This is a genomic window from Embleya sp. L77 (assembly GCF_055557415.1).
This window is the reverse complement of record NZ_CM145709.1, coordinates 6,158,596-6,182,505: the sequence shown is the minus strand read 5'-3', so window position 1 is coordinate 6,182,505 and position 23,910 is coordinate 6,158,596. Positions and strand designations below refer to the sequence as shown.

The 23,910-nt window shown below is 71.4% G+C and carries 8 protein-coding genes and 1 pseudogene; 1 reads left to right on the top strand and 8 read right to left on the bottom strand.

What is annotated here, in order from left to right; all coding sequences use genetic code 11:
• Positions 1 to 163: 163 nt before the first annotated feature.
• The 7 genes and pseudogenes from ACZOOI_RS26215 to ACZOOI_RS26185 all read right to left on the bottom strand — a co-directional run bounded on the left by ACZOOI_RS26215 (position 164) and on the right by ACZOOI_RS26185 (position 20,279).
• Positions 164 to 3,331, bottom strand: coding sequence for a type I polyketide synthase (locus tag ACZOOI_RS26215; RefSeq protein WP_465278145.1), 3,168 nt, complete (start codon positions 3,329 to 3,331; stop codon positions 164 to 166).
• Positions 3,332 to 3,333: 2 nt separating this feature from the next.
• Positions 3,334 to 9,957 (bottom strand): SDR family NAD(P)-dependent oxidoreductase, encoded by a 6,624-nt coding sequence (locus ACZOOI_RS26210; RefSeq protein ID WP_465278144.1) that lies wholly within the window; start codon positions 9,955 to 9,957, stop codon positions 3,334 to 3,336.
• A gap of 9 nt (positions 9,958 to 9,966) precedes the next feature.
• A pseudogene (locus ACZOOI_RS26205) lies at positions 9,967 to 14,871 on the bottom strand (type I polyketide synthase); the annotation flags it as partial.
• 72 nt (positions 14,872 to 14,943) lie between these two features.
• Positions 14,944 to 18,042 (bottom strand): type I polyketide synthase, encoded by a 3,099-nt coding sequence (locus tag ACZOOI_RS26200; RefSeq protein ID WP_465278143.1) that lies wholly within the window; start codon positions 18,040 to 18,042, stop codon positions 14,944 to 14,946.
• Between the two features lie 52 nt (positions 18,043 to 18,094).
• On the bottom strand, positions 18,095 to 18,832 hold the full coding sequence (locus ACZOOI_RS26195) for a thioesterase II family protein (protein ID WP_465278142.1): 738 nt from the start codon (positions 18,830 to 18,832) through the stop codon (positions 18,095 to 18,097).
• The gene (locus tag ACZOOI_RS26190; protein WP_465278141.1) at positions 18,829 to 20,076 is read right to left on the bottom strand and encodes a cytochrome P450; all 1,248 of its coding nucleotides are present in this window, start codon (positions 20,074 to 20,076) and stop codon (positions 18,829 to 18,831) included. The genes ACZOOI_RS26195 and ACZOOI_RS26190 overlap by 4 nt, the downstream gene beginning before the upstream one ends.
• Positions 20,073 to 20,279 (bottom strand): phosphopantetheine-binding protein, encoded by a 207-nt coding sequence (locus ACZOOI_RS26185; RefSeq protein WP_465278140.1) that lies wholly within the window; start codon positions 20,277 to 20,279, stop codon positions 20,073 to 20,075. The genes ACZOOI_RS26190 and ACZOOI_RS26185 overlap by 4 nt, the downstream gene beginning before the upstream one ends.
• Before the next feature lie 871 nt (positions 20,280 to 21,150).
• On the opposite strand from ACZOOI_RS26185, the gene ACZOOI_RS26180 reads away from it, so the two are divergent.
• Positions 21,151 to 21,987, top strand: a complete 837-nt coding sequence (locus tag ACZOOI_RS26180; protein WP_465278139.1) for a putative nonproteinogenic amino acid hydroxylase — start codon at positions 21,151 to 21,153, stop codon at positions 21,985 to 21,987.
• A 276-nt stretch (positions 21,988 to 22,263) separates the two neighbouring features.
• Here the strand turns inward: ACZOOI_RS26180 and ACZOOI_RS26175 are convergent, their stop codons facing one another.
• Positions 22,264 to 23,190 (bottom strand): phytanoyl-CoA dioxygenase family protein, encoded by a 927-nt coding sequence (locus ACZOOI_RS26175; protein WP_465278138.1) that lies wholly within the window; start codon positions 23,188 to 23,190, stop codon positions 22,264 to 22,266.
• Positions 23,191 to 23,910 lie beyond the last annotated feature (720 nt).

The following is a 23,910-nucleotide window of genomic DNA, read 5'->3' as shown; positions in this document are numbered from 1 at the left end:
GGCCGGAAAACCTGAGGAATTCGCAGATCACTCCACATTCACGGAAGTGGATCAGCCGGTCAAGACAACGGGTGCCGGAACGGACCGCGCGGCTGTCGAACGTGCGGTGTCCCGCCGGCGGGACGCTCCCACGAGGCGAAGAAGTGCCCGGAACACGGCCGGGTCACTGCGGATCGCGCCTGCCCATCGAGGACATGATGTGCCCGGCGATCAGCCTCGGTGACGGGTGCCGCAGCACCAGGTTCGCCCTCAGCTTGAGTCCGGTCGTCGCGGCCAGGCGCTTGCTCAGCTCCACCGACAGCAGCGAGTCGAAGCCGATGTCCTTGAACTCCCGGTCGGGGTCCACCGTCTCACCGGAGGGGTGTCCGAGCACCACGGCGACCCGCTCCAGGACGTGCTCCAGCACGAGCGCCTCCGCGTCGGCCTCGGCGAGGGCGGCGAGCCGCTCCGCCAGCGGGACTTCGTGATCATCGCCCGTGGGCAGCCCGGTCGAGAGCGGGTCCGCCGAGAGCAGCCCCGTCGAGGGCCCCTCCGGCGCCACCACCGTGGGTGCGGAATTCAGCCAGAACCGCTGCCGCCGGAACGCGTACGTCGGCAGATCCACCCGCCGGCGCACCCCGAACAGGGCGCTCCAGTCCACGGCTCCGCCACCGACGTACAGTCGGGCCAGCGAGCCGACCACGGCCTCCACCTCGCCCCGATCCCGCCGCGACGACGCCAGGACCGTCGCGTCGGGCACGTCCTCGACCATCTCCTGCACCGGGACGGTCAGTACGGGGTGCGGGCTCATCTCGATGAACCCGCGGAAGCCGTCGCCGAGCAACCGCCGGACACTGGATTCGAACAACACTTTCTCGCGCAGATTGTTGTACCAGTATTCGGCATTCAGTTCCGCGGTGTCGATCTTGTCGCCGTACAGGGTCGAGTAGAAGGGCAGCGTCGACGTTTGCGGGCGCACGTCGGACAACGATCCGATCACCTGCTCGCGGACCCTGGTCACCTGGTGCGAATGCGAGGCGTAGTCCACCGCGATTCGCCGGGCCTGAACGCCTTCGGCGGTCATCTTCTCGACGAATTCGTCCAGTGCGTCCGGCTCCCCGGACACCACGACCGAGCGGGGTCCGTTGACGACGGCGACACTCACCCGGTCGTTCCACGGGGCCAGGCGTGCCGCCACCACGTTGGCGGACTCCACGACCGAGGCCATGCCGCCGTGACCGATCAAATCCACCAGGGCCCGGCTGCGCAGCGCCACGATCTTGGCGGCGTCGCGCAGCGACAGTGCACCGCTCACGTGGGCGGCGGCAATCTCGCCCTGGCTGTGCCCCACCACCGCGGCCGGCTCCACGCCCCAGGACCGCCACAGGGCGGCCATGGACACCATCACCGAGAACAGCGCCGGCTGCACCACATCCACCCGGTCCAGGGTCGGCGCCCCAGGCGCGCCGCGCACCACTTCGAGCAGCGACCAGTCGACCCACGGGGTCAACGCGACCGCGCACTCGTCGAGGGCCCGCGCGAAGGCCGGGAAGGCGTCGTACAGTTCCCGGCCCATGCCGACCCACTGCGAGCCCTGTCCCGGGAACATGAAGACGACACCGCCGAGGTTCCCGGCGACACCACGCACCACCTGGGCGGACTCCGCGCCCTCACCCAACGACGTCAAACCGCTCAGCAATTCGTGCCGATCGCGCCCCAACACCACCGCACGATGCTCGAATCGCGACCGGCTCGACAGCAACGACCAGCCGACATCCGCCATATCGGTGACATCGGCGACATCGGCGCCCGATTCGGCAGCGGCGAAATCGCGCAGCCTGGTCGCCTGCCGCTGCACGGCCGCCGCGCTTCGGCCCGACACCACCCACGGCACCAGCCCGCCGACGACGCCCGAGTCCGGACCGCGCTCGTCCGTCCGTACCGGCGGCGGCTCCTCCTCCAGGATCACGTGCGCGTTGGTGCCGCTGACGCCGAACGACGACACCCCGGCCCGCCGTGGACCGTCCGTCCGCGGCCACTCCCGCCCCTCCACCAGCAGTTCGACCGCGCCGGAGGACCAGTCCACATGCCGTGAGGGCGTATCCACGTGCAGGGTCTTCGGCAGGAAGCCGTGCCGCATGGCCATCACCATCTTGATCACCCCGGCGACGCCGGCGGCGGCCTGGGCGTGGCCGATGTTCGACTTCATGGACCCCAGCCGAAGGGGCCTGTCCCCGACCCGGTCCTGCCCGTAGGTGGCCAGCAGGGCGCCCGCCTCGATGGGGTCCCCGAGTACGGTTCCGGTGCCGTGCGCTTCGACCGCGTCCACCTCGGCGGCCGTGACCCCCGCGTTCGCCAGCGCCTGCCGGATCACCTTCTCTTGGGCGCGGCCGTTGGGGGCAGTCAAGCCGTTGCTGGCCCCGTCCTGGTTCACCGCGCTGCCGCGGACGAGCGCCAGCACCGGGTGGCCGTTGCGGCGGGCGTCGGACAACCGCTCCAGCAGCAGCACACCCACCCCCTCGGCCCAGCCGGTCCCGTCGGCTCCGTCCGCGAAGGACTTGCACCGGCCGTCGGCCGACAGGCCGCGCTGCCGGGAGAACTCCACGAAGATCGCGGGCGTCGACATCACCGACACCCCACCGGCCAGCGCGAGCGAGCACTCCCCCGAACGCAGCGACTGCATCGCCAGATGCAGGGCCACCAGCGACGACGAGCACGCCGTGTCCACGCTCACCGCCGCCCCGGTCAACCCCAGCTCGTAGGCCACCCGGCCGGAGGCGACGCTCGGCGCGCTCCCGTGCATCAGGTAGCCCTCCAGCTCGTTCCTGCCTCCCTCCAGGAAGCGCGAGCCGTATTCGGACGAGCTCACCCCGGTGAAGACGCCGACGTCGCTCCCGCGCACGTCGGCGGGCACGATGCCCGCCCGCTCGAAGACCTCCCACGACGTCTGCAGCAACAGGCGCTGCTGCGGGTCGATCGCCAACGCCTCGCGCGGACTGATGCCGAAGAATTCCGCGTCGAAGTCGGCCACGTCCGTGAGGAATCCGGCGTGCCGCACGTACGAGCCGCCGACCGTGTCCGGATCCGGGTCGTACACGTCCCGCCATCCGCGGTCCGTCGGGAACTCGTCCACCGCGTCCCGGCCGCCGCGGACCATGTCCCACAACTCCTCGGGCGAGGTCACACCGCCCGGGTAGCGGCACGCCATGGCCACCACGGCGATCGGCTCGACGCGGCCGGCCTTCAGGGCGTCGTTCTCCTGCCGGAGGCGGTCGCGCTCCTCCAACAGCGTGCGGAGCGCCCGTTCGACCCGGTCCGCGCCCTCCGTCGTGCCGGCTGCGGGGTTGTTCATGGTCACTTGCCCCTCTCATCCAGAGCCAGGTCGACGAGTGCCGCCAGGTCCATCACCGCCAGTTCGCCCGCGTTCGCGTCCGGCATTTCACCGTCGGCGTCCGGCCCCGGCCCGTCGCCGTCCGAGCCCGCCGGGTCGGCGCACGCCAGAACCAGGTCGAGGATGCCCGCGCTTCGCAATCGCTCGATCGGGACGTTGTGCAGCACTTCCCGGATCCGCGCGTCCTCGGCGGAGCCCGGCTGCGCTGCCGGACGCAGCAGGCCGCGGACGTGTCGGCCCAGTTCGCGTGGCGTCGGGTAGCTGAAGACCAGCGTGGACGGCAGCCGCAGTCCGGTCGAGGAAGCCAGGCGGTTGCACAGTTCGACCGAGGTCAGCGAGTCGAATCCGAGGTGGGTGAACGCCTGGTCGGCGTCGACGGTGGTGCCGGCCGGGTGGCCGAGCACGATGGCGACCTGGTCGCGGACCCAGTCCAGCACGGCCGCCTCCGCCTCGTCCTCCGCGAGGGTGAGCAACCGGGCGGGCAGGCCCAGGGGTCCGTCGTCCCGGGTCGTGCTCGGCCTGTTCCGGCTGGGTTGGCGTGGACGACCGCCGGCGACGAGGCCGCGCAGCAGGAGCGGCAGTTCGTCGGGAGTCCTGTTCCGTAGTGCGGAAGTGTCCAGCCGCGCCGGGATCAGCACCGGCTTGTCGATCGCGCACGCCGCGTCGAACAGGGCCAGTGCCTGGGGTGTCGGCATCTCGGCGAGGCCCATCCGCCGGATCCGGGAGAGGTCGATCGCGTCCAAGTCCTTTGTCATCCCGCTGCGTTGCTCCCACCAGCCCCAGCACAGCGAGGTGCCGACCAGGCCGGAGGCCCTGCGCTGCGCCGCCAGACCGTCCAGGAACCCGTTCGCCGCGGCGTAGTTGGCCTGTCCTCCGGTGCCGAGTGTGCCCGCGAGGGCGGAGAAGAGGATGAACGCCGTCAGGGTGTGTTCCCTGGTCAGCTCGTGCAGGTTGACCGCGCCGCCGACCTTGGCGCGCAGCGCGCGGTCGAGGCTGTCCGTGGTCAGCGACTCGACCGTGCCGTCGGCGAGTTCACCGGCCGCGTGCACGACCGCGGTCAGCGGGTACTGCGCGGGCATGTCCGCGAGCACCTCGGCCACGGCGGCCCGGTCCGCGACATCGCACTGCACGACGCGGACGACCGCGCCCGCCCGTTCCAGGTCCGCGAGCAGCTCGCCGGCCCCGTCGGCCGCCATTCCCCGGCGGCCGGCCAACACCAGGCTGCGCACTCCGTGTTCGGCGACGAGGTGCCGCGCCACCAGCGAACCCACTCCCCCGGTACCGCCGGTGACCAGCACGGTCCCACCGCCGAAGCCGTCGCCCATCTCGAAGACGAGTTTGCCGATGTGCCGGCCCTGGCTCATCTCGCGGAACGTCCGGCGCGCGTCGCGGATGTGCCGGACCGAGATCGGGTTCGGGCGCACCCGCCCGTCGGCGAACAGCTCCATCACGGCCCGGAACATCTCGTGGATCAGGTCCGGGCCGGCCTCGTAGAGGTCGAAGTCCCGGTAGTCGACGCCGGGATGGTCGGCCGCCACCTGCCGGGGATCGCGGATGTCCGTCTTCCCCATCTCGATGAAGCTTCCGCCCTCGGGGAGCAGCGTCAGCGAGGCGTCCACGAAGGTGTGTGCGAGGGAGTTCAGCACGACGTCCACGCCGCGACCGCCCGAGGAGTCCAGGAACTTCTCGGCGAACTCCAGGTTGCGGGACGAGGCCAGGTGCTCGTCGTCCAGTCCCAGTCCGCGCAGGGTGGGCCACTTGGCCGGGCTCGCGGTGCCGTAGATCTCGGCGCCGGCATGCCTGGCCAGTTGCACGGCGGCCATTCCGACGCCGCCGGCCGCGGCGTGGATGAGGATCCGTTGCCCCTTTTCGAGCTTCTTCAGGTGGAACAGCGCGTAGTAGGCGGTGAGGTAGGCACCCGGCACGGACGCCGCTTCCGCGTAGCTCCACCCGTCGGGGATGGGCATGAGCAGGCGGTGGTCCGCCACGGCCACGCGGCCGAAGGCGCCGGAGAAGATGCCCATCACCCGATCGCCGGGCGAAAGCGCGGTCACGTCGTCCGCCACGGCCAGTACGGTTCCGGCGCCCTCGCTGCCGATGCCGGCGTCGATGGCCGTTCGGTCCACCAACCCCAGGGCGATGGTGACGTCGCGGAAGTTGAGCCCCGCGGCGTGCACGGCGATGCGGACCTGCCCGCTCGTGAGGGGCTCTTCCACCTCGGGGCAGGGCACCCAGGTCAGGTTCTCCAGGGTCCCCTTGGTCGGGATGCCCAGCCGGTGGGGGCCGGCCGCCGGTGGTTCGGTGTGGTTGTTCGCGGGCGGGGTCGGGGTGATCCGGGGGGCGAGGTATGCGCCGCGGCGCAGGGCCAGTTGCTCTTCACCGAGGGCGAGCGCGTCCGGCAGGACCGCCCAGGACGCTTCCTCGTCGTCGATGTCCACCAGCCGGAATCTGCCGGGGTGTTCCGTCTGGGCGGACCGGATCAGGCCCCACACGGACGCGCCGGGGAGGCTCTCGACGCTCTCCCCGCCGCCGGTGTCCAGGGCCAGGCGGGTGAGCACCACCAGGGTGGATCCGGCCGGCGACTCCTCGGCGAGGAACCGCTGTACCCGGTCCAGCACGCCCGTGTCGGCGCTGCGGACCGCGGTGAGCAGATCGGAGCCGGCGACGACGAAGTCGTCGGGGCACAGGACGAGGTATCGGGGTGCCTCCCCCGCGAGGACCTCGTCCATCGACGCGTGGAACACGACGCTCTCGTCGCCCACTCGGGAGAGCCGGGCGGCCAGGCCGTCCCGCGGACCGAGCACGCCCCATCGCCCGCGGTGGGTTCCCTGCCTGCCCTGGCGGACCGGTTGCCATTCCACTTCGAACAACGATTGCTCGGGCCCGCCGCGCGCCGAGCGCAGCTGCTCGGCGCTCGCCGGTCGGAACGTCAACGCCCCGACATGCGCGATCTCGTGGCCGTGCTCGTCGGCGATCGCCACCGACACGACGCCCTCGCCGGCCGGGGAGATCCGGACCCGCACGGTCGGGCCGCACGGCCCGAGAAGGTCCACCGCGGACCACGAGAAGGGCATCCAGCCCCGGCCGCCGTCCACCTCGACGACACCGCCGGCCACCACCGCGTGCAGTGCGGCGTCCAGCAGCGCCGGATGCAGTGCGAACCCGCCGGCGGCCGAACCCTCGGCGGTCGTCGGCAGCGTGGCCAGCGCGAACAGGTCGTCACCGTGCCGCCACACCTCACGCAGCCCGCGGAAGGTCGGGCCGTAGTCGAAGCCCCCGTCCGCGAAGGAGTCGTAGAGGCCGTCGACGTCGAGCTGCCGCGCCCCGATCGGTGGCCACACGGCGAGTGCCTGCGCGTCGCCGGGGCTCGCCGCGCTCCGCGGTGCGCCCGGCGACAGGCTTCCCGTCGCGTGCCGGGTCCAGCCGCCCGCCGCCGGGCCGTCCGCGCCGGGACGCGAGTACACGTCCAGGGCGCGCTGTCCGGTCTCGTCGGCCGCACCGACGACGACCCGCACCTGCACGTCGCCCGAGTCGGGCACAACCAGGGGAACCTCCAAGGAGAGTTCCTCGATCGCGGCGCAGCCGACGAAGTCGCCCACCCACAGCGCCAAGTCCAGGTAGGCGGTCGCCGGTACGACCACCGCGCCGAACACGGCGTGATCGGCAAGCCAGTCGTGGGTGCGCAGCGACCACAGGTCGGTGAACACCACCTCGCCGGTGCCGGGGTGGTCCACGACGGCGCCCAGCAACGGGTGTTGCGGAGCCGAGAGGCCGGCGGAGGCCACGTCGGCCGACTCCGTCCCGGCCAGGAAGTCCAGCCAGTACCGCTGCCGTTGGAACGCGTACGTCGGCAGGTCAACCCGCCGCCGCGGCCCGAACAGGGCTTCCCAGTCCACGGCGCCGCCCCGGACGTGCACCCGGGCCAGCGCGTCGATCAGCGCTTCGACCGCTCCGCGGCCTCGCCGCGACGAGGACAGCACCACCGCGTCGTGCACTCCCTCGGCGGCGAACGCCTCCTTGGCGATGCTCGCGAGGGTTGCTCCCGGCCCCACTTCGAGGAAGACGTTCGCCCCGGCCTCGCGGGCGCACTCCACCGCGTCGTGGAAGCGAACGGGTTCGCGCACGTGCCTAACCCAGTGCGCGACGGACGTCAACTCCGCGAGGGTGGCCTCGCGGCCCAGTCCGGTCGACACGACCGGGATCGACAGGCGGCCCGCGGGGAGTTCGCCGATCGATTCGGCGAACTCGTCCAGGATCGGGTCCATGAGCGGGGAGTGGAACGCGTGGTCGACGTCGAGCAGTTTCGCCGACCTGCCGCCCGCGACGAGCAGTTCCCGCAGTTCGTGCACCTGGTCGCGGATGCCCGAGACCACCACCGATTCCGGCCCGTTCACGGCGGCGATGCCGACCCGGTCGAACCGGTCGAGCAGGGCGTGCAGTTCGGTCTCCGAGGTGCGTACCGCCAGCATGGCGCCGCGCTCACCGACCGTCTGCATGAGGCGTCCGCGAGCGGCCACGAGCCTGGTCGCGGCCGCCAGGTCCAGGGCTCCGGACACGTGGGCGGCGGCGATCTCGCCCACGGAGTGGCCGATCAGGTGGTCCGGCGGCCCGCAGAATGTCGCCAGGAGCCGGTAGCGGGCCACCTCCAGCGTGAACAGCGCCGGCTGCGCGATGTCGGTCCGACCGGCTCCGCCCTCGACGGGCGCGTCGGCGAGGAGCAGGGGCGCGAGGGCGTAGGGCAGATGCGCGTCGAAGTGTGCGCAGATCTCGTCGAGGGTGCGCGCGAAGACGGGGAAGGTGTCGTACAGCTGCCGTGCCGTGCCGGCCCACTGCGTACCCTGCCCGGGGAACATGTAGGCAACGCCGCCGGGTTCCCCGGCGACGCCGCGTACGACCCCGCCGGACTGCCCGCCCTCGCCCAATGCCGCGAGGCCGCTCACCAACTCGTCCCGGTCGCGCCCGAGCACCACCGCGCGATGCTCGAACCGGGACCTGCTCGACACCAACGACCAGCCGACGTCGACGACATCCGGGCCCGCGTCGTCGGCGGCGAGATCGCGCAGCTTCTCCGCCTGCGCCCGCAGCGCCTGCTCCGACCGCGCCGACACGACCCACGGCACCAACACAGCGGTGCCGCCGGGTACTTGGTCGGTGGCGTCGGGAACGCGACCGGTGTCCTCGGACGCCGTCTGTTCCTCGGGCGCCTCTTCCAGGATCAGGTGCGCGTTGGTGCCGCTGGCTCCGAAGGCGGACACACCCGCCCGCCGGGGCCGTCCCGGGGTGCTCGGCCACGCTCTTGCCTCGGTCAGCAGTTCCACCGCTCCGGCCGACCAGTCCACGTGCGTCGTCGGGCGGTCCACGTGCAGCGTCCCGGGCAGCACCCGGTGGCGCATCGCCATGATCATCTTGATCATCCCGCCGACGCCCGCCGCCGCCTGGGTGTGGCCGATGTTCGACTTCAGCGAGCCCAGCCACAGCGGCCGGTCGGGATCCCGGTCCTGCCCGTAGGTGGCCAACAGCGCCTGCGCCTCGATCGGGTCGCCCAGCGTCGTACCGGTCCCGTGCGCCTCCACCGCGTCCACATCGCTCGCCTGCACCCGGGAGTTCGCCAACGCCGCCCGGATCACCCGCTGTTGGGCCGGACCGTTCGGCGCGGTCAGCCCGTTGGACGCGCCGTCCTGGTTGATCGCCGAGCCCCGGATCACCGCCAGGATCCGCCGCCCGTTGCGCCGCGCGTCGGACAACCGCTCCAGCACCAGCACACCCGCACCCTCGGCGAAGCCGGTGCCGTCCGCCGCGTCGGCGAACGCCTTGCACCGGCCGTCCACCGCCAGTCCCCGCTGCCGCGACATCTCCCGGAACACCTGCGTCGTCGCCACGACGGTGACGCCCCCGGCCAGGGCCAGTGTGCATTCGCCCTGCCGCAGCGACTGCACCGCCTGGTGCACCGCCACCAGCGACGACGAGCACGCGGTGTCGGTCGACACCGCCGGGCCCTCCAGGCCCAGCGCGTACGCCACGCGACCGGACGCCACGCTCAACAGCGAACCGGTCTGCGCGTAGCCCGAGATGATCTCGGGGGTGAAGTAGTGGTTCCCGTACCCGAAGTAGGCCAGGCCGGCGAAGACGCCGGTGTCGCTGCCGCGCAGGGTGTGCGGATCGATGCCGGCGCGTTCCAGGGACTCCCACGAGGTCTCCAGCAGCAGCCGCTGCTGCGGGTCGGCGGCCAGTGCCTCGCGCGGGTTGATCCCGAAGAACTCGGCGTCGAAGTCGCCCGCGTCGTGCAGGAACCCGCCGGAGCGGGTGTAACAGGTGCCCGGCCGATCCGGATCCGGGTCGTACAGGGCCTCCAGGTCCCAGTTGCGGTCGTCCGGGAAGTCCGACATCGCGTCCCGGCCCGCCTGCACCAGGTCCCACAACGCCTCCGGGGTCGTCACCCCGCCCGGGAAACGGCAGGCGACACCCACGACCGCGATCGGCTCGGCAGCGGCCTCCGTCAGCTCTTGCAGGCGCCGACGTGTTTCGATCAGCTCGATCGATGTCCGCTTGAGGTAGTCGAGAACATCGGCGTCGTTGTCGTTGGTCATCGCTCTCCCCTAGCCGAGCTCTTTGTCCAGCAGCGAGAGAAGCTCGCCCGCTGATGCCGAACTGATCCGGTCGACGATGCCGACCGGTGACGCATCGCTCACCATCGAACGGACTCGGCCCTGCAACTCGCCGAGCAGAGTGGAAATGGTGGCCTTGTCCTCGGCCGCGAGTTCGCCGAACGCGTCCTCAAGCCGAGCGCCCAGTCCTTCGATCTCCCTGGTCAGGCGATCGGCCGGAGATTGCCGATCGGCAGCCGAGTCGGGGTTGATGCCGGCGTTCAGGAACTGCGCGAGGGCGCTCGGGCTCGGGTAGTCGAACGCGAGCGTGGCGGGCAGCTTCATGCCGGTCACCGCCGCCAGCTTGTTCCGCAGCTCCAGCGCCGTGAGCGAATCGATGCCCAGGTCCCGGAAGGCCACGGCGGGGCCGACCCGGGCGGTGTCGACGTGACCGAGCACGATCGCGGTCTGCTCCCGAACGGCGTCGAGCAGCACCACTTCCGCGTCGGCCCGAGGCAACGACCGCACCTGCGTGGCGATTTCGGCGTCGGTGACCTCCCGACCGCCCGGGCCGCCGGGACCGGCGGGCGTCCCGAGCAGACCGCGCAGGAGCGGCGAACCCGCCCGACCGGCGTGCAGCGCGCCCGGTGCCGCGAGATCCAGCCGCGCGGGCACCAGCACCGGCTCGTTTCGCGCGATCGCCGCGTCGAAGAGCGCGAGCCCCTCGTGCGCGGACATCGGCTGCACGCCCTGGCGTTGCAGGCGCACGATGTCCACCTCGCCGAGGTCGGCGCCCATCTCGCTGCGTTCCGCCCACAGACCCCAGCACAGCGAGTTCGCGGGCAGCCCCTCGGCCCGACGGGCTTCCGCCAGACCGTTGAGGAACGCGTTGGCCGCCGCGTAGTTGGCCTGCCCCGCGGTCCCGAGCACGCTCGCGATCGAGGAGAACAGCACGAACGCGGACAGGTCCAGGTGCCTGGTCGCCTCGTGCAGGTGCCAGGCGCCGTGCACCTTCGGGGCCAGCACCGAGTCCACCCGGTCCTCGGTGAGCGCCTCGACGACCCCGTCGTCCAGCACGGCCGCGCAGTGGATCACCGCCGTCGGCGGGTAGTCGTCCGGCACCGCGGCGATCAGCTCGGCGACGGACTCGCGGCTGGTGACGTCGCAGGCGACGATCTCGACGTGCGCCCCCGCCGCGGTCAACTCCTCCCGCAGTCCCGCCGCCGCCGGAGCCGCCGGCCCTCGCCGGCCCGCCAGTACCAGCCGACGCACCCCGTGCCGCCGCACGAGGTGCCGGGCCAGCAGCGCCCCCAGGCCGCCGGTACCGCCGGTGATCAGCACCGTCCCGGACCCGAGACCGGGGCCCTCCTGCGCCCGGCCCGGGGAGCCGTGACCGGCGAACGCGTCGCGGACGTGGGCCAGTTGTGGGGTGGTCACGACGCCGGCTCGGATCTTGAGCTGGGGTTCCCCGGTTGCGGCCGCCGCCGGGACGGCCGCCCACGACTCGGGCCGGCCGTCCGTGTCCACGAGCGTGAACCGGCCCGGATTCTCGGTCTGCGCGGTGCGTACGAATCCCCAGATCGCGGCTGCCGCAGGGTCGGTGTGCGGAGCCCCGTCGTCGTGGATCGCCTCCCGCGTCACGACGACCAGGCGCGAGTCGGCGAACCGGTCGTCGGCGAGCCAGTCCTGCGTCCACCGCAACACCCGGTGCAGGTTCCGCGCGACGGTGGCGGTCGGGTCGCCGCCTTCGACTCCCACCCGGTCGATGGCGGCGATGACGACAGGGGGGATCTCCCGCCCGGAGGCGGCGAGTTCGGCGAGGTCGGCGAAGACCGCTTCGTCTCGTCCCAGGGAGGCGGTGACCGCCTCGGAGGGCGTTCCCAGTACCGCGTACCGGCCCGCGGCCGCCCCGGACGCGACCGGCCGGGGGACCCAGTCGATCCGGAACAGCGAGTCGTGGTGGGCGAGGCTCCGTTCGGTGAGCCGTCCGACGTCCCCGGGAGCGCCGGCCTCGTCGGGTGTGTTCAGCCAGTAGCGCTGCCGTTGGAAGGCGTACGTGGGCAACTCGACCCACCGGCCGGGCCGGGCCGGGAACGCCGCCTGCCACGACACCGCGACGCCCGCCACGAACGCCTCGGCCGCCGACCGGTACAACCGCGCCGGCCCGCCGTCGCCGCGGCGCAGCGAACCCACCACGACGCCGCCGGCGCCGGGGGTGGTGTCGAGCATCTCCTGGATGTTCACCGTGAGCAGCGGGTGCGGGCTGACCTCGATGAACGCACCGTGCTCGTGGTCGAGGAGGCGCTTGACCGCGGCTTCGAACCGGACCGGTTCGCGCAGGTTGCGGAACCAGTAGGCCGCGTCCAGCTTTGTGGTGTCGATCGGCCCGCCGGTCACGGTCGAGTAGAACGCCACCGGTGCGGACACGGCTGTGATCGGGCCGAGTTGGTCCCGGAGCGGGCCCTCGAACCGGTCCATCAGCGGCGAGTGCCCGGGAACGCTCGCCGGGATCCAACGGGCGCGAACGCGCCGGGATTCGCAGTGCGCGATCAGCTCCCGGACCGCCTGGGCCTCACCCGAGACGGTCGTCGAGTACGGTCCGTTGACCGCGGCGATCGCGACCCGGGACTCCCACGGCGCCAGCAGCTCCCGCACCCGGTCTTCGGGTGCCACGATCCCGGCCATGCCGCCGTCCGCGGTGGACGTGGCCAGCAGTCGGGAGCGCAGGGCCACGATTCTGGCCGCGTCGGGCAGGGTCAGGGCGCCCGCGGCGCAGGCCGCGGCGATCTCGCCCTGCGAGTGGCCGATCACCGCGTCGGGTGTCACCCCCAGCGAACGCCACACCCGCGCCAGCGACATCATCATCGCGAACAGCACCGGCTGGACGACGTCGATGCGTTCCAGATCCGCCGCTCCCGGTCCCCCGCACACGGTGTCGATCAACGACCAGGACAACCACGGCTCCAGCGCCTGTGCGCACGCACGCATCTGCTCGGCGAAGACCGGGCTCGATTCCCACAACTCGCGCCCCATCCCGACCCATTGCCAGCCCTGGCCCGGGAACACGAACACCGTCCTGCCCACCGGCTTCGCCACGCCGGAGACCACACCGGCGGGGGGCCTGCCCCCTTCGGCCACGGCGGTCAGGCCGGCGAGCAGTCCGTCCCGGTCCGCACCGATCACCACCTGGCGGTGCTCGAACAACGAGCGCGTGGCCACCAGCGAGGGGCCCACCGCCGCGATCGGCAGGTCCGGGTCCGCGGCCACGCGGTCCCGCAGCCGCAGCGCCTGGGCCCGCAGTGCCTGCTCGGACCGCGCCGACAACACCCACGGCACGGCCGCGGGGGCGGCGACGGACGCCCGGCTGCCGGCGGCGGCGCCCGCCGCCGGAACGGGCCTCAACGAACCGCCCATGGCCGGACCGGCCGCAGCCTCCTTCGCCTCGGGTACCGCAAATCCTTCGGGGGCCTGGAGTGCCTCGGGCGCCTCGGGCGCCTCGGATCCTTCGGGTGCCTCGGGTGCCTCGGGTGTCTCCGGCGCCTCCTCGAGGATGAGATGCGCGTTCGTCCCGCTGACCCCGAAGGACGACACACCCGCACGCCGGGGCCGCCCCGGTGCGCCGGCCCACTCCCGGGCCTCGGTCAGCAGTTCCACCGCTCCGGCCGACCAGTCCACGTGCGTCGTCGGGCGGTCCACGTGCAGCGTCCCGGGCAGCACCCGGTGGCGCATCGCCATGATCATCTTGATCATCCCGCCGACGCCCGCCGCCGCCTGGGTGTGGCCGATGTTCGACTTCAGCGAGCCCAGCCACAGCGGCCGGTCGGGGTCCCGGTCCTGCCCGTAGGTGGCCAGCAGCGCCTCGGCCTCGATCGGGTCGCCAAGCTTCGTGCCGGTCCCGTGCGCCTCCACCGCGTCCACGTCGCCGAGGGACAGCCCGGCGTCGGTCAGGGCTGCTCGGATGACCCGCTGCTGCGCCGATCCGTTCGGCGCGGTCAGCCCGTTGGACGCGCCGTCCTGGTTGATCGCCGAGCCCCGGATCACCGCCAGGATCCGCCGCCCGTTGCGCCGCGCGTCGGACAACCGCTCCAGCACCAGCACACCCGCACCCTCGCCCCAGCCGGTGCCGTCGGCCGCCTCCGCGAACGACTTGCACCGCCCGTCGGCCGACAGGCCCCGCTGCCGGGCGACCTCGACGAACAACCCCGGGGTCGGCAGCACCGAAACCCCGCCGGCCAGCGCCATCGTGCACTCCCCGGAGCGCAGGGACCGCACGGCCTGGTGGACGGCGACCAGGGACGACGAGCAGGCGGTGTCCACCGACACCGCCGGGCCCTCCAGGCCCAGCACGTAGGCCACCCGGCCCGAGGCCACGCTGGTGTACGTCCCCGCGATCGCGAAGCCCTCCACCTCGGCGGCCGCCCCGCCGCCCATCCGCGGGCCGTAGTCGACCGCGTAGATCCCGGTGAACACCCCGGTCGCCGAGCCGCGCAACCCGGCCGGGTCGATACCCGCCCTCTCCAGCGCCTCCCACGACGTCTCCAGCATCAACCGCTGCTGGGGGTCCATCGCGAGGGCCTCGCGCGGGCTGATCCCGAAGAACGGCGCGTCGAACTCCGCGAGGTCGGACAGGAATCCGCCCGAGCGCGTATAGGTCTTCCCGTGCGCCTCGGGGTCCGGGTCGTACAGCGCCTCCAGGTCCCACCCGCGATCCGAGGGGAAGTCGCCCATCGCGTCCACACCGCCGGCGACCACGTCCCACAGCCGTTCGGGGGAGGTCGCCCCGCCCGGGAAGCGGCACCCCGCGCCCACGATCGCGATCGGCTCGCGCGCGGACTCCTCCAGCTCGCGCACCCGCTCGCGCAGGGTCTGCGCATCGCCGACGGCGCGTCGCAGGTAGGACCGGAGCTTGTCGACGTCCTCCACCAGGGCCTCCCCCAACAGTTGCCTAGACGAACAGGTGGTGCTTGCGGGTGGTGCCACCGGGTGGTGCTACACGTATCCGCGGTCGATCAGGGCGTACAACTCGTCGTCGCTGCGGCCCTGCGCACTCGTTTCCTGCACCGTTTCCGGAGCCTCGGGCGGCTCCGGCGCGAGCAGGGCGAAGATGTGCCGACCGAGCGTTTGCGGAGTGGGATGGGTGAACGCGACGGTGGCCGAAAGCCGCACGCCGGTCGCCGCGGTGAGCCGGTTGCGCAACCGCACGGCCATCGAGGAGTCGAATCCCAGGTCCTTGAAGGTTTCAGTCGACCTTGCCGCGAGCTCGGCGCCCGTCGGACCGCCGTCGTTCGTGCTCAGCAGCACTGCCGTCTCGGCGCACACGAGATGCAGGACCGCCCGTTCCGAGGCCGGGTCCACCGTCCGGCCGCCCGCGCCCGGTCCGCTCGCGTGCGCGGGGGAATCCGGGTGCGTGCCGCCGGTCTCCTCGGGCGCCGTCAGCCAGTACCGCTGCCGCTGGAACGCGTAGGTCGGCAGGTCGATCCGGCGCGGCCGGTCCGCGGCGAAGACCGCCTCCCAGTCCACCGGCACACCGCGCACATGCAGTTCGGCCAGCGACGCCAGGATCCTGCCCGCACTCCCGTCGTCCTTGTGCAGGGTGCCCACCACCACGGGTGCGGCGGCCAGCGCATCCGCGGTCTCCTCCATCGCCACCTGGAGCACCGGATGCGGCCCGACCTCCACGAACACACCGCCGCGGTCCCGCATCAGGTGCTCGACGACCTCGCCGAAACGCACCGTCGAGCTCAGGTTCTCGTACCAGTACGCGCCGTCGAGCACGTGCGTGTCGAGCGGTCCGCCGGTGACCGTGGAGTGGAACTCCACCTGCGATGTCCTGGGCGACAGGCCCGAAGTGGCGGCGAGCAGACGATCACGGATGCGTTCGACGTGGTGGGAGTGCGACGCGTAGTCCACCTTGACCCGTCGCACCCGGACGCCGTCACCGGCCGCCATCGCGGCGAACCGGTCCAGCGCCTCGTCGTCCCCGGAGATCACCACCGACGTCGGCCCGTTGACCGCCGCCGTGGACAACCGCCCGGGCCACTGCCGCAGCCGGTCGCGAACCCATTCGGGCGACGCGGACACCGCGCTCATCCCGCCCGAGCCGGCCAGGTCGGTCAACGCCCGGCTGCGTACGGCGACAACGCGCGCCGCGTCCTCGAGCGAGAGCGCACCCGACACGTACGCGGCGGCGATCTCGCCCTGCGAGTGACCCACCACGGCGTCGGGGACCACGCCCAGCGACCGCCACACCTCGGCCAACGACACCATCACCGCGAACAACGCCGGCTGGACCACATCCACCCGGTCCAGCGATGCCGCCGACTCCGCGCCGGTGAGCACGTCCACCAGTGACCAGTCCACCCACGGCCGCAACGCCCGCGCACATGCGTCGATTCCGCGTGCGAAGACCTCCGACTCCGCGTACAGCCGGCTCCCCATGCCCACCCACTGCGACCCCTGGCCGGGGAAGACGAAGACGACCGGACCCACCGGCCCCGCGGCCACGCCGCGAACCGCCCGCGCCGCTTCCCCGCCCGCCGCCACCGCGGCCAGGTCGGCCAGCGCCTGCGCACGGCCACCGCTCAGCACCACTGCCCGGTGCTCGAACGACGACCGCGTAGACACCAGGGAGTACGCCACATCGGCCGCCGACAACGACGCGTCCGCGGCCACGAGATCCCGCAGTCGGGCCGCCTGTTGCCGCAGCGCCGGCTCCGACCGCGCGGACAACACCCACGGCCGGACCGCACCCACGTCCGTGGCGGCGGGGCCCGCATCCGCGGCCCGGGATTCGGCCTGCCCCTCGGGGGCCTGTTCCAGGATCACGTGCGCGTTCGTGCCGCCCATCCCGAACGCCGACACCCCGGCCCGCCGCGGCCGACCCGGCTCGCTCGGCCAGGGCCGCGCGGCCGTGAGGACCTCGAAGTCGTCGAGGAAGTCCGGGATGGCGGGGTTGGGTGATCGGAAGTTCAGACTCGGAACCAGCCGGGCGCGGTCCACACACAGCGCCGCCTTCACGAAGCCGACGATTCCCGCGGCCGGTTCCAGGTGCCCGACATTGGTCTTCACCGAGCCGATCACCAGGGGGCGGCTGCGGCCGGTCTCCCGGAACACCTCGCGCAGGCCGGCTATCTCGGCCGGATCGCCGAGTCGGGTACCGGTGCCGTGTGCCTCGACGTAGTCGACACCCTCGAACGGAACGGCCGCGCGTTCGAGAGCGGACAGCACGGTCGCCGCCTGCGCGCCCGGACTGGGGTCCGGCATCCGGGTAGAGGCGCCGGCGCTGCCGACGGCCCAGCCACGCACCACCGCGTAGCTGCGATCGCCGTCGGCGACGGCCCGGTCGAGCCGCTTGAGCAGGACGAACGCCCCGCCCTCTCCCCGGACGAAACCGCCGGCCCGTGCGTCGAAGGTGAAGCAGCGGCCGTCGGGCGACAGGGCGCCCAGGTTCGCCAGGCCGAGCCCCGTCTCCGGATCGGCGATCAGGTGCACGCCACCCACGAGGGACATCTCGACCGCACCGCTGCGGATCCGATCGCACGCCAGCGCCAGGGACACCAGGGAGGATGACTGGCCCGAGTCCGCGCAGAAGCTCATGCCGCGGACGTCGAACAGGCCGGAGATCCGGTTCGCGATCAGCGCACCGCTGGAGCCGAGCGCGGCGTAGTGGTCGTCCCGGTCGCTGCCGGACGACCTGCGCAGCACGTCGTACCCGGAGGGCGCGGCGCCGACCAGGACATCGATCTCGCGGCCCGCGAGCGCGGTCGCCGGGATCCGGGCGTCTTCGACGGCCTCCCAGGCGAGTTCCAACCCCAACCGCTGCACGGGGTCCATGGCGGTCGCCTCCGCCGAACCGGTGTCGAAGAACCGCGCGTCGAACCCGTCGATGGCGTCGAGGAACGAACCCGAGTTCAGGGTGTCGGCGTCCGGGTGGGACGGGTGCCTCGCGTCGGCCGCCCGCTGCTCGGGAAACGTTCCGACGGTCGACTTCCCGTCGAGCAGCAGGCGCCAGAATTCACCCGGGTTGTGCACGCCGGGGAAGCGGCACGACATCCCGATGACGGCGATGTCGGTGGCTGCGCCACTCATGTGAATCCCTTTCGGTTTCCTCGGCGTACGGTTCTGGCGGGCGGTGTTGCCTTCACCGCCAGGAGGTCAGCACCTTGCGCAGCTCGTCCGGCGCGTGCATGAAGTCGTAGTGCCCGCCGTCGACGACCCGGATGTCGACCGAATCCGAGTACCGACGCCACCCGTCCAGCTGGTCGAGGCTCACGTCGGGGTCGTCCCGCCAGTGCAGTACGACGATGGGGCATCGCACCGGGACCGGCTCCGTCCGCCGGTACGCGCGCGCGGCGGCGTGATCCCCGAGCAGCACGGCCAGGCCCATCTCGATCATGTCCGGCCGCGGCTCGATCCCCCGGCTGCGGACGAACGAGGCCACCTCGGCGCGCAGTTCGGACTCGGTCATGGTGAGCATGCGGTCGCGCGAGGCGTCGTGCGGTGCCGGCTGGCCGGACACGAACAGGCAGTCCGGCCCGGGCAGACCGCGCTCGGCGAGCCGGAGCACGGTCTCGAACGCGGGCAGCGCGCCCGCGCAGTGCCCGAAGAACGCGAACGGCCGGTCCAGTCGCGGCGCCAGTGGTTCGACCAGGTCCGCGGCGAGGTTGTCGTAGGTGCTGTAGTGGGGTTCGGCCAGCCGGTTCTCCCGGCCGGGGAACTGCACGGGGCAGACCTCGACGTCGTCGAGCGCGGCCGGCCAGGCGCTGAAGGCCGATGCCCCGGTCCCGGAGTAGGGGAAGCAGAAGATCCGGGCGGGGTGGTCGGTGGACAGGGGCCGGACGAACCAGGGCGACGTGGCGGTACCGGGGCCGGATGTCATGGCGTCTTCCGTTTCCGGGCGACGATGGGGAGGTGGGTCATGCCCGCGATGAAGTACGACCGCAGGTGTTGGGGTTCGCCGTCGAGTTCGATCGATGCGAACCGCTGGAGCAGTTCCTCGAAGAAGATGCGCAGGGTCATCCGGGCCAGCGGTGCCCCGATGCAGTAGTGCGGCCCGAACCCGAACGCGACCTGGCGGTTCTCGCTGCGCGTGAGGTCGAACCGGTGCGGATCGGCGAACTGGGACTCGTCCCGGTTGGCCGATCCGATCCACGCGACCACCGCGCCGCCGGCCGGGACCGTGCCCCCGCCGATCCGGGTCTCGGTCGTGGCGTAGCGCATGAAGTTGCACGCGGCCGAGGTCCAGCGCAGCCCCTCCTCGACCAGGGAGGGGACCAGCGACGGGTCGGCCTGTGCCTTCTCGAATTGCTCGGGTCGCTCGATGAGCGCGAGCACCGTGCCGGAGACGGTGTGCGGCGTCGTCACGTTGGCGCCCAGCAGGATGCTGTAGCCGTCGAGGGCGATCTCCTCGTCGGTCAGTGGCGCGTCTCCCGCGCGAACGCTCATCAGGTGGTCGAGCAGACTCCCGTCCTCGCCACCGGCCGCCCGTCGCTGTTTGACCCAGCCGGTGACGTAGGTGACGAGTTCGTGGTGGGAGATGGCCAGCGTCGCGGCTCGACTGCCGTGTTGGAAGTGCGGGTCCGAGGGAGCGGTCACCATCGCGGTCAGCTGCACGAGTTCGTCCCAGTCCCGCTCCGGGATCCCCAGCAGCGGGCCGGCGACGATCATCGGGAGGCGGTGTGCCTTCTCGGCCAGGTCGAAGGTGTCGCCGTCGAGCGCCGGTTCGAGGAAACGCACGATCGACTGCCGGATCCGGTCCTGCCAGGAGGCCACCGCCCGCGCGGTGAGCCTGGAGCCGATCGCTCTGCGGACCTGGGTGTGTCGTGGCGGGTCGGTGGACGTCATCAGCTTGCCCGCCGCGACGTCGTCCTCGCCGAGGTGGGTGACCACGGTGCCGCGCTCGGAGGTGAACTCCCGGTGGTCGCCGAGGACGCGGCAGACGTCGTCGTAGCGGGTCACCGACCAGAACTCCCGGCCGTCCGGGAGGACTTGATGGTGCAGGGGGGCCTTTGCCCGCATCACGTCCCAGATCCGGTGCGGATCGCCCGAGGTGTAGAGGTCCAGGTCGAACAGGTCGACGCGGTCGAGGTCGATGTCGCGGCCGGCACCCGGCGTCAACCTCACGTCCGTGCCCTCCCCTGCCCGATCAACTCGGCGACCCGCGTCGGGGTCTGCGCCAGGTAGAAATCGCGCACGGACAGCTCGACGCCGTAGTCCCGGGACACCCGGTCGATGATCTTGATCCCGATCAGCGAATTCCCGCCGACCGCGAAGAAGTCGTCGTCGGCCCCGACCCGGCGACCGCCGAGGTATTCCCCCCACAACACCGAGATTTCCTGGACTAGTGACGCCGGCGCATTCGAAGGCGCGGTTTGTCGCCCCGACGCCTCGTCCTGTCCATCTCGCCGGTGCACCTGTGGCGACGATTCCATGGCCAGCCTTTCCTTCCTCCGCCGAACGGGAGTTCCCGCGCGTGCCTCTGCCGACCCTTTCCCGGATCGTCATCGTCATCACGACCGCCGGGGCTCTTTTCCACCGGTCCGCGGGCGGGACGAATCCTTCGAATGCCCGCAACGAGTGTCTCGTGAATCTCTGCGATCGACCGCTCCGGGCACCGTTGGAAAGTATGCCGTCTCGGAAAGGACCGTCCGGGTGTCGGCGATGTTCGCCGGCCGGCTCCGTGCGGTACGAGACGAAGCTAAAGCTCGACTCCGGATAACGGAAGGCGGCCAGAGCGTTCGAGAGGCATACCCGCGTGGTCGCCGGGGGCAGCATATTGTGGCGCCGACCGAAGGCGGCCCGGTTGTCCCGCCGACAGGACAGTAACGAGTTGTTCCGCCCCTGCCCCGATCGGGTGAACGGCGACGGTCGGCCGCCGATGGGGCCGGGATTCCCCCCCGGCGAGGGGTGTGGCGCCGGTCGAGGAGGGCGTCGAGACGCCGCCGACCGCATCCGCCGCGAACACCCGTCGCCTGCCCGAGTGTGGCTCGGAAATACGCAATGCGGTCGACCGCACTCTCCGGCTATTACCCGCAATGTACGCCCCGCCTGCGACACTCCGGACCACGCGAGATCACCCGACCTCGTGCGCGGTCACGCCGTTGCCATCGCATCTGCGAAGAATTATGGTGACGACTGGGAGGAACCGCCCAGCAGCTTCCGGGTGCGTCAAACCATCATGTGTTGAAGGGGATTTCCTTGCTTAAGTCGCAACGGCTTGCGGTGCTGCCCATCGACTCGTACGACCTGGATTCCGAGTTGTCCATCGTGGACGGCCATGAATATGGCGGCGAATACGACGCCTTCACTTTCGGATCGTGGTCGGGCCATGTGCTGGCAAACGGCAGCGGCGCCGATTCCGACACCGCCTTCCGACCCCACGACGGCAGTCTGACGCTCACCGAACTGGGGAGGCAACTGCCGGGCATCATGTCCCTGGTCACCGAGCATTTCCCGCTGGACCGGTTGCAGTGGGTGCGTGTCTTCAGCCTCCGCGACGGAATCATCGCCACCCACGTGGACTTTCTCGAATTCGCCGAGACGGGCACCAGGTTGCAGATTCCGTTGCGCACCGGCGAGGAATCCCTCCATTCCGAGAACGACTCCGTCTATCACATCCGTCGGGGCGAGGTGTGGAAGATCCACTCGACCGACCCTCATGCCGCACGCAGCTCCGCCCAGACTGCCCGGCTCTCCCTGTGCCTCGACTTCTCGGACGTGGACGAGCCGGTTGCGATCCGCAACGACATTCCCGCGACCGAGCCGATCCGCATCATCGAACGGCCCGAGCCGACCGTGGCGGAGATCGAGGAACTCATCGACTCCGGCCGGGACTCGACCCCGGAGACCATGCGGTCGAACTTCCGTCGCTTCGCCGAGTTCCACTTCGAGCGGCGCGCGCATGCCACCGCGGCGTTCGACTGGTTCGTGGAGGCCATGCGGCGTACCGGGGATGCGGAGAGGGTCGCGAAGGCCAGGGCCTTCCGCACGTACTGCATCGAGAAGCGGGGCTACGGGGAGGCCTTCCACTGGTGAGGAGCCGCACCCCGGCCGCCGGATCGCGGGCCCGCGCAGGGTCCTGCGGTCCGGTTTGCCGTTGGCGGGGTGCGTCGGCACCGCGTGTGACTCCGTGCCGCCGTCGGCTGCTTCACCCCGGGACCGGGACGAGCAGGCACCTCCGCGCGATCGGCCGGGCGCCTGTTGTCTTTGTTGTCTTTCCGGCTCCGGGTCGACGACCGGGACCGGTACGCCGTGGGCCGGCCGACGGCCCGCCGCACGTGAGCGGCGCACCATCGGCCGGCGCGGATGCGATCAGCGCTTCGCGGTGCCTTCACGCAGACGTTCGATCATGTGCCGAGTCGTCTCGATCGGGCTCTCCTCGGGAAGGTCCCCCGACGGCGGCGGCAGTGCCTCGTTGAGTGCGGCCACCTTCTCGCTCCACTCGTCCTGCCCGGCGAACGCAATCGTCTCGCCCTCCCGGTAGGCAGGGAACGGACGGTAGTTGTTCAGGCCGGTGTCGTCGGCTCCACGCACGAGCAGCGGGTCGAGGTAGAGCCCGTCGCTGTGGATCCGCGTGGTCGTGGAGATGTAGCCGATGTCGAGCCCGCACCGTCGCTTGGCGGAGGTGTTCGCCTCCGAGCAGTGCAGCAGGTGGGGGTGGTGGATCGAGACGTCGCCCGGCTGGAGTTCGATGTCCACGATCCCGCGCTTGTCCACCCACTCCCGCACCACGGTCTCGTCGGAGGAGGAGAACAGCATGTTGGGCTTGTCCGTGCGGACCGACGGTTTGTGCAGCGGCAGTTCGTGACTGCCGGGGATCATCCGCAGGCAGCCGTTCTCCGTGGTGCTCTCGTCGACGGCCAGCCACACCGTCAACGCCTCCATGGGACTCAGCGTCCAGTACGCGCCGTCCTGGTGCCACAGCACGGGGTGTCCGTTGTGCGGTGGCTTGCAGATGTAGTGGGCGGTGAAGCAGGCCACGTTCGGGCCGAGGAAGAACTCCGCGATGTCCACCAGGCGGGAGTCCGAGACCAGGCGGGCCCAGAAGGCGTCGTTGCGGATCAGCGGGTGATGGAAGTGCTCGGGACGCAGATCCGGGTACTTGCGGGTGAGCCAGTCGACGTGGGCCCGCGCCTCTTCCACGACTTCCGGTGGCACGACGTTGCGGATGATGGAGAAGCCCTGTTCGGCGTATTCCGCCGCGGCCTTCTCCAGAACGCCATCGCCAAGTGTTTTCATGCGTCAGCTCCTACTCAGCTGTCAGGTATTGCTTGCCGTGCGGAACGAGTTCGCGGAGCCGCCGCGGGGTACCGTCGGCCGGCTCCTGGAGTTCGGCCCCGGACACGTAGGGGTGGTCGAACCGGGGTGTCGACGCGGCATCGCCCCTGACGGGCAGCCGCTGTTGGCCGACAGACGACCCGCGGCACGGTCCACCCGTGGTGGACACGGTTCCGATGGCTCGTCTGCGTGTACGGATCGGCGCTCACGCCCAACAGCGATCCGCCGGGCCGGGTCACGCCGGCCAGTCGCAGCAGCACGCCCCGGGCCTTTTCGCGGTTTCCCAGCAATTCAATACTCTGTCCGCCGGGCAGGGGGGTGTCAATCGTCCCAAGGCCGGTTCGAGGCGCTCCGGGAAGCGAATTCCGCGACGTCGATCATTTCGCCACGCGGCACAACGGCGGCCCGGGTTCCCGGCGTTACGCCGAAAGGTCGGGTTGCCCTGCCGCATGTCGAATCACTCTCGATGTTCCATTCGGTCTCCCCCATCGGTCTCTTTTCCGGCCGGCCGGCGCCGATTCGGACATCGACTCGCCCTGTCCCGCTGACGGGACAGGTACGGGTGCACTTCGAAGACCATCTCGGCCGGGAGACCCTCCCTTTCATGAATCGGGTGCGGCAACACGTTTTCCGGTATGGCCGCACGAAGGCTTTATCCACGAGTTCACAGCCGGCCGAGCC

What these genes read in the sequence shown, in the direction of transcription:
- ACZOOI_RS26215 (WP_465278145.1), bottom strand. Translation starts at nt 3,331, where the DNA reads ATGAACAACCCCGCAGCCGGCACGACGGAGGGCGCGGACCGGGTCGAA.
- ACZOOI_RS26210 (WP_465278144.1), bottom strand. Translation starts at nt 9,957, where the DNA reads ATGACCAACGACAACGACGCCGATGTTCTCGACTACCTCAAGCGGACA.
- ACZOOI_RS26200 (WP_465278143.1), bottom strand. Translation starts at nt 18,042, where the DNA reads ATGAGTGGCGCAGCCACCGACATCGCCGTCATCGGGATGTCGTGCCGC.
- ACZOOI_RS26195 (WP_465278142.1), bottom strand. Translation starts at nt 18,832, where the DNA reads ATGACATCCGGCCCCGGTACCGCCACGTCGCCCTGGTTCGTCCGGCCC.
- ACZOOI_RS26175 (WP_465278138.1), bottom strand. Translation starts at nt 23,190, where the DNA reads ATGAAAACACTTGGCGATGGCGTTCTGGAGAAGGCCGCGGCGGAATAC.